This is a genomic window from Neisseria sp. P0006.S004, from assembly GCF_051963015.1.
In the GTDB taxonomy this organism is placed as follows: domain Bacteria; phylum Pseudomonadota; class Gammaproteobacteria; order Burkholderiales; family Neisseriaceae; genus Neisseria.
In genome coordinates, this window is the sequence record NZ_JBQCUS010000001.1 from 328,610 (window position 1) to 340,069 (window position 11,460).

An 11,460-nucleotide genomic window follows, 5' to 3' on the forward strand; every position below is an offset into this window, starting at 1 on the left:
GCGTGTGCAGATGAGGCATTATACCGCATTGGCAGGTTAAGGATTTTTAAAAGGCAGACATAGTTTCACTTCAATCGCATAAAGTTTCAGACTGCCTTTATTCCATCAGTCAAACAACTCGCCCTGCGCCTGCTCTTTGGTCACGCGTACGTCGGTTTCACCGTCGGCAAAAGTGATGTGCAGTTTCTGCCCTTGTTTCAACGTATCGGCATTGCGGATGACTTGTCCGCGTGTGTTTTTGACGACCGAAAAGCCGCGCTCCAGAATATGCTGCGGCGATACGGCTTCGAGCAATGCGGCTTGGGCGGTCAGGCTTTGACGGCGGTGGGTAAGCAGCTGGCGGAAGGAATGCGACAGGGCCGTCTGAAAACGGTCAATATTGTTTTTGTAAACGGAAACATCAGGACGGCAATGTTTCAGAGTTTGGGTTTGGCGTTCAAAACGGGCGGTGTGGGCGCGGAGGTTTTGCGTCATCGAGTAAGACAGCATTTGCGCCAGCTTGCTGATTGAAGCGCGCTGCTCGTCAAGTTTTTGGCGCGGATGACGGATTTGCCGCGCCAGCCAGTCGAGTTTTTGGCTGGCATCGAAATAGCGTTGCTCTAAAACGGTTTTCAGACGGCCTTGCGCTTGGGCGAGGCGGTGTAACGATTCTTGGCGGTTGGGGCTGACCAGTTCTGCCGTGCCGGTCGGGGTCGGAGCGCGCACGTCGGCGACAAAATCGGCGAGCGTGAAATCGGTTTCGTGGCCTACACCGCTGACGACCGGAATCACGCAGGCTTCGATGGCGCGTACGACCGGCTCTTCATTAAACGCCCACAAGTCTTCAATGCTGCCGCCGCCGCGACAGACAATCAGTACGTCACACTCGGCGCGTTGCGATGCGGTTTTAATCGCTTGGGCAATTTGCAACTCGCTGCCCGTGCCTTGAACGGGCGTTGGATAAACGATAACGGGAATTTCGGGCGCGCGGCGGTTTAAGGTGGTCACGACATCGCGCAAAGCCGCCGCCGCCAGGCTGGTGACGATGCCGATACATTGCGGACGGGTGGGTAACGGTTTTTTGCGTTCTGCTGAAAACGCGCCTTCCGCCTGCAATTGCGCTTTCAATCGCTCATAGGCTTCGTAAAGCTGCCCCAAACCTTTGAGCCGCACCTCATTCACGGTAATTTGAAATTCGCCCCGCGCTTCATAAATGCTGATTTTCCCGGATACTTCGATATGGTCGCCTTCTTTCAAAGGCTTCGCCAAGCGCATGGCCGCACCCTTAAACATCGCGCAACGCACCTGCGCGCGGCTGTCTTTGAGTGAGAAGTAATAATGTCCGCTGGCGGCACGGGTCAGGTTGGATACTTCACCGGCAATCCATAAGCCTGCGAGATGGTCTTCCAGCAAGGCTTTGGCGAGGGCGTTGAGCTCGGATACGGAAATGGAGGAGGGCGCGAAAAGTTCGGACATTGCGAAACAGGAAAAATTTGGGAAAGCTGAATTATAAGGGTTTTAGAGCGATTCGTTGTATTCGTTTTTATGAAACTTGCGCCCTTTGTTTTAATATTATCAAAGGCGCATGTTCAGACGGCCTTGCCTAGGCGGGCTTGTGTTATATTATCGTTTGATTTTCGCTTCAAAAGCCGCGTGTATGCCCAAACTCCACCAAATTATCGAGCGCCATTGGCAATCCCCTAATCCGTTTTTGTCTTTGCTGTTAAAACCATTGTCCAAGCTGTTTGCCAAAATTGCGGCGAAACGGCGCGATGATTTTGTTTCAGGCCGTCTGAAAAGCGAAAAATTGCCTGTGCCAGTGGTGGTGGTCGGTAATATCCATGCAGGCGGAACAGGGAAAACGCCGATAGTCGCCGCGCTGGTGTTGGGTTTGCGGGAAAAGGGCGTTAAGGTCGGCATCATCAGCCGAGGTTACGGGCGCAAGAGTAAGGCGGTTCATGTATTGAAGACAGCCAGCAGCGCGGCAGATGCAGGCGATGAGCCTTTATTGCTGTTTCGCCAAACCGGCGCGCCGACGGCGGTAGGCAGCAGCCGTGCAGAAGCAGGCAGGGCATTGCTTGCGGCGCATCCGGAGCTTGAATTGATTGTGGCCGACGACGGCTTGCAACATTATGCCTTGCAGCGCGATATGGAAATTGCCGTATTCCCGGCGGCGGATACGGGGCGGACGGATTTGGATTTACTACCCAACGGCAGCTTGCGCGAACCTTTGCCTCGGTTGACTTCCGTTGATGCGGTCGTCGTCAGTGGCGGAAAAGCAGATGCGGCGTTTAGGCCGTCTGAAAATATGTTTGCCAGCCATATTGAAACAGGTCGGATTTACCGTTTGAACAGGCCGTCTGAAAAATTGGATTTGGCAGGTTTGGGAAATCAAACCGTCGCCGCCGTCGCCGGTATCGCCAAGCCGGAGCGTTTTTTCGATTCGCTGCGGAATATGGGCATTACTTTGAACCAAACCGTCGCACTGCCTGACCATGCCGACATCGCAGTAGCAGACTTGCCCAATGCGGACACGGTCATTATTACGGAGAAAGATGCGGTCAAGTTTTCAGACGGCCACGGCCTGAATCATGTGTGGGTCTTGCCTGTTTATGCGATAATTGAGCCGAACTTGGCGGCGTTTGTATCCGCGAATGTTTCAATCTAAATGCTTATAGGTGTTTCACAGATGTTTTAAAGATGATCTTCAAACTACGCGATAGGAGTAAATCATGAAGTTAAAATATTTGTTGGTCGCTTGCGCAGCTTTATTTGTATCCACCCAAAGCTTAGCTGCTAAACCAAGTGATGAATCTGCAATGAAATGGTTGGAGATTCAAGGGATAAGCAATAATTATAGCGAGAAAGTGCAACGTTCTTTGGAGATGGTGAATAAAGAGGATAATGAGCGCTTGTTAGCGATGACGCCCAAAGCTCAAAAAGCGCAGATGAAGGCGATCATCAGTCGTTATATGAAAAATATGCAAGACGATTTGAGCCGCCCTGAGTTGAAAAAACAATGGTTGGATGAAGAAAAGCGTGCCGTACAGAAAGTATTTACACAAGAAGAAGTCGATGTAACCAACCGTTTTTTCTCTTCAGCTCAGGGAAAAAATATTTTGAAAAAGATAAGAAGTTTACAACAGCATGGTGGAAATCTTGAGGATATGTTGAGCCAATCGGATATAGAAAAGATGGCTGAAGCATTTGGGCATGGTGCCGGTAAGTCTGCGCTCGAAAAAGTCAAGCATTTCGATAAGCTGAGTGATGAGATTATCCACAAAACCATGAGTCAAAATTACCTCAATGCAAGCGATAAATATACGCCTGCTTTTGAGGAGCAAACACATGGTATTTTATGCAAAGGCAACAAACATTTGCCGAAGTGTGCCAAATAATTTTCCGACTATCTGAAAATATTTATTTTTTGTTGAAAGGTAGCAAAAGATGAAACTGAAAACCTTATTATTGCCCTTCGCCGCGCTGGTATTGTGTGCCAATGCGTTTGCCGCGCCGCCCAGTGATGCATCGCTGGAAAAATGGTTAAATACGCAACATTACGAGCAAGATATTGAGTTAATTCTGAATGAGATTTTTCAAGAGGGATTTAAACCGCTTTCCGATACCTTGGTGGCTGAAGTCTCTAAAGAGAAGAAGGAAGAAGTGGAAAAAGCGGTTGTTCGTTATCGGGACATTGTTGTAAAGGAGGCCTTCACGCCTGAGTTGAAACAGACCATCCGCAGCCGATTGTTGAAAAGTGCCAAAGCTTCACTTACCCAAAAAGAAGTCAATGCTATGATTGTCAATCCATCCGGAAAGGCTGCTGAGTCTTTCCTGGATAAGAATATGGGCGGTCTGGAAGAATTGTTGCCGAAAAAATTACAGGAAGCTGCGGATCGGCATAAGCCTGAGTTTATCAAAGAATGGAGGCGGATTGCTTGCGGTGGCAAAAATCCCGAGCCGGTTTGTGCAAAATCTGATTCAAGCAACAAGCGATAACTTCGAACTGTCTGAATCATTTCAGACAACCTTGATATAACTACCGAAAGTAACCCCATGGAAAAAAAATTCTTAGACATCCTCGTTTGTCCTGTGACTAAAGGCAAACTCGAATACCATCAAGACAAACAGGAATTGTGGAGCCGTCAGGCGAAGCTGGCTTATCCGATTAAAGACGGCATTCCCTATATGTTAGAAAACGAAGCACGAGCGTTGAGCGAAGAGGAACTGAAAGCATGACCGAATTTGTCGTATTGATTCCGGCACGGTTGGATTCTTCACGTCTGCCGGGCAAGGCTTTGGCCGATATTCACGGTAAACCGATGGTTGTACGCGTCGCCGAACAGGCGGCAAAAAGCGAGGCTGCGAGTGTTGTTGTTGCCACCGATCATCCCGATATTCAGACGGCCTGTCAGGCGCACGGTGTCGAAGTGGTCATGACTTCCAATCAACACGAAAGCGGTACAACGCGCCTTGCCGAAGCGGCCAATACGCTGAAACTGCCGCAACATCTGATTGTCGTGAACGTACAAGGCGATGAGCCTTTAATCGACCCAGAGCTCATCAACCGTACGGCTGAAGTTTTGGTTGAAAACAATGTGCAAATGGCGACCGCCGCCCATGAATTGCACGATTTTGACGAGTTTATGAATCCCAATGTCGTCAAAGTCATCCTTGATAAAAACCGCAACGCCATCTATTTCAGCCGCGCCCCGATTCCTTATCCGCGCGACGCCATGCGCGCCGAAAAACGCGAATTACCTTCTGAAACAGCCGTTTTGCGCCATATCGGCATTTATGCCTATCGTGCAGGCTTCCTGCAACGCTATTCGGAAATGGATGTTTCTCCTTTGGAAACCATCGAATCGCTGGAACAGTTGCGCGTCCTGTGGCACGGTTATCCGATTGCTGTTGAAATCACCCAAGAAGCGCCTGCTGCCGGTGTGGATACGCAGGAAGATTTGGACAGAGTACGTGTTGCGTTTAAATCTTAAGGTCGTCTGAAAGGAAAAGATATGAATGATTTCCGCCATTTGAGCCGTGAAGAACAAAAATTGCTTGCCGATGTGGCGAAGCTGGTAAGAGAAGACGAACAAGAATTCAACTATGATATGTTGAAAATAGAAGCGCCGGAGCAGGCCAGCGGCGAGTTTTGGTTCCGTATGGCAGAAATGCTCAGCACTCTGCCGCCCAACCAGTCGTTGGACTTGCGTATGAACGGCGGGCGCTTGACTGTTGCCGTATCGATTTTGTCGGTATTGCTGCAAGACAATCCCGATATTCCGCAGCTTTGGGCGCAAAAAATCATTGCGCTCAACTATTTGGCTCATGGTCATCAAACCCGTGCAATCGGTTTGGCGCAGCAACCCGACAAAGCGGCCGAAGCCAATGAGGAAGAATATTTGGCGAAAGCCTTATCGCAAAACTTGCTTTCCACTTTGAAAGACGCGATAGAGCGATTCCCTGAAGACGCATGGTTTATCAGAATGCGCGACGATGCATGGAAGCATTTCGGCCCGAAAGAGGCCGTCTGAAGTTTTGAACGATAAACACAAGCCGTGTAAAATTATCTGAATATTAAATCCGTCAACCAAAAGGACTCATCATGAAAGTATTATTGTTGGGCGCACCAGGCGCCGGCAAAGGCACACAGGCTCAATTCATCACTGCTGCATTCGGCATTCCTCAAATCTCTACCGGCGATATGCTCCGCGCCGCCATCAAAGCAGGCACTCCGCTGGGTTTGGAAGCAAAAAAAATCATTGATGAGGGCGGTTTGGTACGCGACGACATCATTATCGGCATGGTTAAAGAGCGCATTGCCCAAGACGACTGCAAAAACGGTTTCCTGTTTGACGGTTTCCCACGTACATTGGCACAAGCCGAAGCCATGGTTGAAGCCGGTGTGGATTTGGATGCCGTGGTTGAAATCGATGTACCTGACAGCGTGATTGTCGACCGCATGAGCGGCCGTCGTGTGCATTTGGCTTCCGGCCGTACCTACCACGTTACCTACAATCCACCTAAAGTCGAAGGCAAAGACGACGTAACCGGCGAAGATTTGATTCAACGCGACGATGACAAAGAAGAAACCGTGAAAAAACGCCTTGCCGTTTACCACGAGCAAACCGAAGTTTTGGTTGATTTTTACAGCAAACTGGAAGGCGAACACGCGCCGAAATACATCAAAGTCGACGGCACCCAAGCAGTAGAAGCTGTAAAAGCCGAAGTACTGAAAGGTTTGGGCAAATAAGTTTTGCCGAAGTAAAATCATGAGGCCGTCTGAAAAAATATTTTCAGACGGCCTTTTGTGTACAAAAGCTGTTAAAATCGAAGCTATAACCGTTTATCCGCAGGCATCTTATGAATCCCTTGATCTCCGACTTCCAAACTCAGCAACAACGTACTCCCGTTATCGTCGCCCTTGATTTTGCCAACGAAAAAGATACGCTCGGATTTGTCCGCAATCTTGACCCGACATTGTGTCAAATCAAAATCGGTAAAGAGCTGTTTACCGCAACCGGCCGTAATTTGGCAGAAAGCTTAATCAATCAAGGTTTCAAACTTTTCCTCGATTTGAAATACCACGATATTCCCCACACAGTTGCTCAGGCCTGTAAAGTTGCCGCCGATATGGGCGTTTGGATGGTCGATATGCACGCCTCCGGTGGCCGCCGTATGATGGAAGCCGCAGCAGAAGCCGTTGCCGGATATCAAACCAAGCCGCTCTTGATCGGTGTAACCGTGTTGACCAGTATGGAACAAAGCGACTTGGCAGAAATCGGTTTGAACATCGCCCCTGAAGAACAAGTCATCCGCTTGGCAAAACTGACGCAAAGTTCAGGTTTGGACGGCGTGGTCTGTTCCGCCCAAGAAGCCGCGCCATTGCGCCGCGAATTGGGACAGGATTTTGTCTTGGTGACACCGGGCATCCGCTTGGACGTTGCCAGCAATAATGACGACCAACGCCGTATTATGACACCGGCCGAAGCCTTGGCCGCTGGTTCAACCTATTTGGTCATGGGTCGTCCGGTAACCAAAGCTGCCGATCCGGTAGCCGTATTGCGTGAAGTCAATCGGGTGGCAAACGCTTAAGGCCGTCTGAAGTATGAAGGCGATTGTAATTGGTGCGACAGGCGCAACAGGAAAATCCTTGTTGCCTCTGCTTGCAGCCAGTTCAGAGGTTGAGTCTATCGACTGTTTTGGTCGCAGACATCCTGATTTTATCCATCAAAAGCTAAATAGCCATCAGATTGATTTTTCTAAACCTGATGATTGGTGTGAAAAAGTGCAGGGCGATGTATTGTTTGCCTGCTTGGGAACTACCCTGAAAGCAGCAGGAAGTAAAGAAGCGCAATGGGCAATTGATTATGAGGCAAATCTTGAATTTGCCAAAGCCGCACGAGAAAACGGCGTCGATGCTTTGGTTTTGATTTCCACTTCCGGTGCAAATTCTGCTTCGCGCCTGTTTTATCAACGGATGAAGGGCGAATTGGAACAAGCAATTATCGCTTTGAATTTTCCGCACCTTATTATTTTCCGCCCGCCCTTATTGATTCGTCCGAATAGCGACCGATTGGGTGAGAAAATAGCCAAACGGATTTTGCATGGATTCAACCGTATCGGCCTGATGAAAAACCAACGTCCGCTTGCTGTCGAAAAATTGGCACAAGCCATGCTGAAAGCGGCGTTGTTGCCATCTCATAAACAAGCGTCGTACTCGAAAAACCATATGCAGGTATATGAGCCTCAAGATATTTTTAGGCTGTTAGATCAATAATCTGATAACAAGCCTTACACAGAGATTTTAATGGAGCCAGTATGGTAACCAAGTTCCAACAAGAAACCCTCAAATCCCGTTTTGCACAAGCCAAAGTCCTTGTTGTCGGCGATGTGATGCTCGACCGTTATTGGTTTGGTGATGTGTCCCGTATTTCTCCTGAAGCCCCCGTGCCGGTGGCGAAAATCGGACGTATCGACCAACGCGCGGGTGGAGCGGCAAACGTTGCGCGCAATATCGCCTCATTGGGCGGCAAAGCAGGGCTGTTGTCCGTGACCGGCGATGACGAAGCTGCAGATGCGCTGGACGCATTGATGGTGCAAGACGGTGTTTCTTCCTATCTGATGCGCGACAAGCAAATTGCGACTACTGTCAAATTGCGCGTTGTTGCCCGCAACCAGCAGCTTATCCGACTTGATTTTGAAGAATTGCCTCATCGTGAAGTGTTGGAACAAATCAAGCATCAATATCGTGAAGTGTTGCCTGAATACGATGCCATTATTTTTTCAGATTACGGAAAGGGCGGTTTGTCGCATATTTCCGATATGATTGATTGGGCGAAACAGGCCGGTAAACCCGTTTTAATCGACCCGAAAGGCGATGATTATGAAAAATATGCCGGCGCTACGCTGATTACGCCGAATCGCGCAGAATTGAAAGAAGTGGTGGGAAGCTGGAAAAACGAAAACGATTTGACCGAAAAAGCCCAAAATCTACGCCGTCATCTTGATTTGAATGCGATTTTGCTGACCCGAAGTGAAGAGGGCATGACCTTGTTCAATGAGGGCGAGCCGATTTATCAGCCTACACGGGCTCAAGAAGTCTATGATGTATCCGGTGCGGGCGATACCGTTATTGCCGGAGTGGGCTTGGGTTTGGCCGCTGGTTATACCATGCCCGAAGCCATGCACCTTGCCAATACTGCGGCAGGTGTTGTTGTAGCGAAACTTGGTACGGCGGTTTGCTCGTTTGCCGAATTGACCAAGGCATTGGAAGAGCAATAATTGCTGTTTTAGACGGCCTTAAAATCTAAATGCCGTCTGAAAATAGAGTTGGAAAATAATCCAGACAGAAAAGTTTTTATTTTCAGACGGCATGATTTCTTCAAGGCCGTCTGAAAAATCAAAATAAAGGAAATTCATTATGACCATTATCGTAACAGGCGCGGCCGGATTTATCGGCAGCAACATCGTCAAAGCACTTAACCAGCGCGGTATTACCGACATTGTTGCCGTCGACAATCTGAGCAAAGGCGAAAAATTTAAAAACCTTGCCGAGTGTGAAATTGCCCATTATCTCGATAAACACGAATTTATCCGCCAAGTGCGCGGTCATCTTTTGCCTTACGACGATATCGAAGCCGTTTTCCATCAAGGTGCATGTTCCGATACCATGAATCATGACGGCCTTTACATGATGGACAACAACTACCAATACACGCTCGATCTCTTAGACTGGTGTCAGGATGAACGTATCCCGTTCCTTTATGCTTCCAGCGCTGCCGTATATGGCAAGGGCGAAATCTTCCGAGAAGAGCGCGAACTGGAAAAACCGCTCAATGTATATGGCTACTCTAAATTCTTGTTTGACCAAGTATTGCGTCGTCGTATGAAAGAAGGCCTGACCGCCCAAGTCGTCGGCTTCCGCTACTTCAACGTTTACGGACAACAGGAACAACACAAAGGCCGCATGGCATCAGTTGCCTTCCATCATTTTCACCAATACCGCGAGCATGGCTATGTCAACCTGTTCGGCGCCAATGACGGCTACGGCAATGGAGAGCAAACACGTGATTTTGTCAGCGTAGAAGATGTTGCCAAAGTTAACCTTTACTTCTTCGATCATCCCGAGCTTTCAGGCATCTTTAATCTTGGTACAGGCCGTAGCCAACAGTTTAACGATCTTGCCGCTGCCACCGTCAACGCCTGCCGTGCGGCCGAAGGCAAGCCTGAAATGAGTTTGAAAGAGCTGGTTGAAGAAGAACTTATCCGTTATATCCCATTCCCAGATGCACTCAAAGGCAAATATCAGAGCTTTACTCAAGCGGACATTACCAAGCTGCGCGAAGCCGGGTATAAAGAAGAATTCTTGGATGTAAAACAAGGCGTCAGCCGTTACGTTAAATGGATGCTGGAGAACTTGGTTTAATAAATAGTACAGTAATGTTGTCTGAGAATAAAACCGACTTACCTGTTTGGGTAAGTCGGTTTTATTTTACTAGGATAGTATAAAAATTTGGTTGTATTCTTAAATAAGAATAATTTAGTGGTTTAAATGAATCTCTTGTCCTAGATAGAATAGTGGGTATTTATAACTACAAAGCTGTTAATGGGCTATCTTTACTATCATGAGGAACCATATCTATAATCCTTTAAAAGGTACGTAGAGGCTTTCGCAACAACGGATCAGATAGAAGAAAGAGTAGTTGCTATTTAAGATACACCTCTATTTTGTGGCTATGTTCTTTCAGAAGCTGTTTGGAATAAACTTTTTCATTCTTTGAATCTCGAACTTCCCTCCAAAGGATAGCAGCAACGGTTAACTTGTTAGCATACTGATGGCTACATTCATCCGTACAAAAGTCTTTTAAAAATTGATTCCACTGACAAGCCGAATGATCATACTTGGCGTAATCTGACTCTCCATAATAAATTTTAATCATATCTTGAATCGTGAATTTTAGATCATGATTCCTTTTTACTTTTCGCCAAGCGGTTGCCATATCCGCATTAAATTTAAACGGACTAACCCCTGTTACTGCAGCAAAATATTCTCTAAACTTCTGGTTAAAAGAAAACCCACAGTTCAGGAGCGGAGTCTCTAAAGTGATTACTTCGGATTGAGTTTTGAGACCTTTCCTCAAAGATTTCTCTATTTTATTTCCCTGAAAATATTGTTCAATAATAAAAGTCAATTCTTTCTTCGTACCTCGATACTCTAAACCAAGAGACTTACAAATTTGGGAAAGTTCCTCTCGATACCAATAGTATTGGTTAAATTCTTCAAATGATTTGATTTCTTTAAAACTAGGTCTGTTTTCTACCAAACCATCACCTCCACCCTTCATATCTATAACAGTAACGTCAATCTGCATGTCACGTCAACGTATGATCATACACCTATATATACGATTATTTTATTACAACCGTTTCTTCCCATCGTCTAAGCACCTCTATTAGGCGTGGATACTAGACAAAAAAATAACCGCTTAAAAGCGGTAAATGGTGCCCGGAGCCGGAATCGAACCGGCACGGCCGGTTTAGGGCCGACGGATTTTAAGTCCGTTGTGTCTACCTATTTCACCACCCGGGCGTAGACAATAAATTGAGAGATTGGAGGCGGGGGCGCGGATTTGAACCGGCCTGTATAAGGGTTGCACCCCTTATAGCATAAACACTCTGCCACCCCGCCATGAAATGGATGGAGGCGAGAGTCGGAATCGAACCGGCGTAGACGGATTTGCAATCCGCTGCATAACCACTTTGCTATCTCGCCAAAACTACGTTTGAGTATTTGTAGTATTGAAACTGGAGCGGGAAACGAGTCTCGAACTCGCGACCTCAACCTTGGCAAGGTTGCGCTCTACCAACTGAGCTATTCCCGCGTATTCGGATGCATGATTTAATGGAGCGGGAAACGAGTCTCGAACTCGCGACCTCAACCTTGGCAAGGTTGCGCTCTACCAACTGAGCTATTCCCGC

Annotated in this window: 13 protein-coding genes and 5 tRNA genes; 11 read left to right on the top strand and 7 right to left on the bottom strand. The window is 47.7% G+C overall.

Annotated elements, in window-relative coordinates:
* Nucleotides 1-105 precede the first annotated feature (105 nt).
* Nucleotides 106-1,455, bottom strand: a complete 1,350-nt coding sequence (xseA, locus tag ACTHR2_RS01495; protein WP_440375266.1) for an exodeoxyribonuclease VII large subunit — start codon at nt 1,453-1,455, stop codon at nt 106-108.
* Between the two features lie 181 nt (nt 1,456-1,636).
* Here xseA and lpxK point away from each other — a divergent pair, with 181 nt between their 5' ends.
* The 11 genes from lpxK (at nt 1,637) to rfaD (ending at nt 9,907) form a co-directional block, all read left to right on the top strand.
* Entirely contained in the window at nt 1,637-2,647 is a 1,011-nt protein-coding gene (gene lpxK, locus ACTHR2_RS01500) for a tetraacyldisaccharide 4'-kinase (protein WP_263341487.1), read from the top strand.
* A gap of 64 nt (nt 2,648-2,711) precedes the next feature.
* Nucleotides 2,712-3,377, top strand: a complete 666-nt coding sequence (locus ACTHR2_RS01505; RefSeq protein ID WP_263341489.1) for a hypothetical protein — start codon at nt 2,712-2,714, stop codon at nt 3,375-3,377.
* 49 nt (nt 3,378-3,426) lie between these two features.
* Nucleotides 3,427-3,978: a hypothetical protein gene (locus ACTHR2_RS01510; RefSeq protein WP_263341491.1), complete on the top strand. Its 552-nt coding sequence runs from the start codon at nt 3,427-3,429 to the stop codon at nt 3,976-3,978.
* 57 nt (nt 3,979-4,035) lie between these two features.
* Nucleotides 4,036-4,218: a Trm112 family protein gene (locus ACTHR2_RS01515; protein WP_003746098.1), complete on the top strand. Its 183-nt coding sequence runs from the start codon at nt 4,036-4,038 to the stop codon at nt 4,216-4,218.
* Nucleotides 4,215-4,973: a 3-deoxy-manno-octulosonate cytidylyltransferase gene (gene kdsB / locus ACTHR2_RS01520; RefSeq protein WP_440375267.1), complete on the top strand. Its 759-nt coding sequence runs from the start codon at nt 4,215-4,217 to the stop codon at nt 4,971-4,973. The genes ACTHR2_RS01515 and kdsB overlap by 4 nt, the downstream gene beginning before the upstream one ends.
* A 21-nt stretch (nt 4,974-4,994) precedes the next feature.
* Nucleotides 4,995-5,513, top strand: coding sequence for a 3-deoxy-manno-octulosonate cytidylyltransferase (locus ACTHR2_RS01525; protein WP_263341496.1), 519 nt, complete (start codon nt 4,995-4,997; stop codon nt 5,511-5,513).
* A 71-nt stretch (nt 5,514-5,584) separates the two neighbouring features.
* Nucleotides 5,585-6,232 carry an adenylate kinase gene (gene adk / locus ACTHR2_RS01530; RefSeq protein WP_003746105.1) on the top strand — a complete coding sequence of 216 codons (648 nt, stop codon included), beginning with the start codon at nt 5,585-5,587 and terminating at the stop codon, nt 6,230-6,232.
* 110 nt (nt 6,233-6,342) lie between these two features.
* Nucleotides 6,343-7,074 carry an orotidine-5'-phosphate decarboxylase gene (gene pyrF / locus ACTHR2_RS01535; RefSeq protein ID WP_263341499.1) on the top strand — a complete coding sequence of 244 codons (732 nt, stop codon included), beginning with the start codon at nt 6,343-6,345 and terminating at the stop codon, nt 7,072-7,074.
* Between the two features lie 13 nt (nt 7,075-7,087).
* Complete coding sequence (locus ACTHR2_RS01540) at nt 7,088-7,759, top strand: NAD(P)H-binding protein (RefSeq protein ID WP_263341501.1); 672 nt, start codon at nt 7,088-7,090, stop codon at nt 7,757-7,759.
* A 41-nt stretch (nt 7,760-7,800) separates the two neighbouring features.
* Entirely contained in the window at nt 7,801-8,763 is a 963-nt protein-coding gene (gene rfaE1, locus ACTHR2_RS01545; protein ID WP_263341503.1) for a D-glycero-beta-D-manno-heptose-7-phosphate kinase, read from the top strand.
* Nucleotides 8,764-8,902: 139 nt separating this feature from the next.
* Nucleotides 8,903-9,907: an ADP-glyceromanno-heptose 6-epimerase gene (gene rfaD, locus ACTHR2_RS01550; protein WP_263341505.1), complete on the top strand. Its 1,005-nt coding sequence runs from the start codon at nt 8,903-8,905 to the stop codon at nt 9,905-9,907.
* 280 nt (nt 9,908-10,187) lie between these two features.
* Here the strand turns inward: rfaD and ACTHR2_RS01555 are convergent, their stop codons facing one another.
* The 6 genes from ACTHR2_RS01555 to ACTHR2_RS01580 all read right to left on the bottom strand — a co-directional run bounded on the left by ACTHR2_RS01555 (nt 10,188) and on the right by ACTHR2_RS01580 (nt 11,460).
* Nucleotides 10,188-10,853: an SAP domain-containing protein gene (locus ACTHR2_RS01555; protein WP_263341507.1), complete on the bottom strand. Its 666-nt coding sequence runs from the start codon at nt 10,851-10,853 to the stop codon at nt 10,188-10,190.
* A gap of 128 nt (nt 10,854-10,981) precedes the next feature.
* Nucleotides 10,982-11,071: transfer RNA gene (locus tag ACTHR2_RS01560), tRNA-Leu, on the bottom strand.
* Nucleotides 11,072-11,092: 21 nt separating this feature from the next.
* A tRNA-Cys gene (locus ACTHR2_RS01565) sits at nt 11,093-11,170 on the bottom strand.
* 10 nt (nt 11,171-11,180) lie between these two features.
* A tRNA-Cys gene (locus ACTHR2_RS01570) sits at nt 11,181-11,254 on the bottom strand.
* 33 nt (nt 11,255-11,287) lie between these two features.
* Nucleotides 11,288-11,363: transfer RNA gene (locus ACTHR2_RS01575), tRNA-Gly, on the bottom strand.
* 21 nt (nt 11,364-11,384) lie between these two features.
* Nucleotides 11,385-11,460, bottom strand: a tRNA-Gly gene (locus ACTHR2_RS01580).

Bases quoted from the DNA above. Each gene is read 5' to 3' on its own strand.
- xseA (WP_440375266.1), bottom strand. From the start codon at position 1,455: ATGTCCGAACTTTTCGCGCCCTCCTCCATTTCCGTATCCGAGCTCAAC.
- lpxK (WP_263341487.1), top strand. From the start codon at position 1,637: ATGCCCAAACTCCACCAAATTATCGAGCGCCATTGGCAATCCCCTAAT.
- ACTHR2_RS01505 (WP_263341489.1), top strand. From the start codon at position 2,712: ATGAAGTTAAAATATTTGTTGGTCGCTTGCGCAGCTTTATTTGTATCC.
- ACTHR2_RS01510 (WP_263341491.1), top strand. From the start codon at position 3,427: ATGAAACTGAAAACCTTATTATTGCCCTTCGCCGCGCTGGTATTGTGT.
- ACTHR2_RS01515 (WP_003746098.1), top strand. From the start codon at position 4,036: ATGGAAAAAAAATTCTTAGACATCCTCGTTTGTCCTGTGACTAAAGGC.
- kdsB (WP_440375267.1), top strand. From the start codon at position 4,215: ATGACCGAATTTGTCGTATTGATTCCGGCACGGTTGGATTCTTCACGT.
- ACTHR2_RS01525 (WP_263341496.1), top strand. From the start codon at position 4,995: ATGAATGATTTCCGCCATTTGAGCCGTGAAGAACAAAAATTGCTTGCC.
- adk (WP_003746105.1), top strand. From the start codon at position 5,585: ATGAAAGTATTATTGTTGGGCGCACCAGGCGCCGGCAAAGGCACACAG.
- pyrF (WP_263341499.1), top strand. From the start codon at position 6,343: ATGAATCCCTTGATCTCCGACTTCCAAACTCAGCAACAACGTACTCCC.
- ACTHR2_RS01540 (WP_263341501.1), top strand. From the start codon at position 7,088: ATGAAGGCGATTGTAATTGGTGCGACAGGCGCAACAGGAAAATCCTTG.
- rfaE1 (WP_263341503.1), top strand. From the start codon at position 7,801: ATGGTAACCAAGTTCCAACAAGAAACCCTCAAATCCCGTTTTGCACAA.
- rfaD (WP_263341505.1), top strand. From the start codon at position 8,903: ATGACCATTATCGTAACAGGCGCGGCCGGATTTATCGGCAGCAACATC.
- ACTHR2_RS01555 (WP_263341507.1), bottom strand. From the start codon at position 10,853: ATGCAGATTGACGTTACTGTTATAGATATGAAGGGTGGAGGTGATGGT.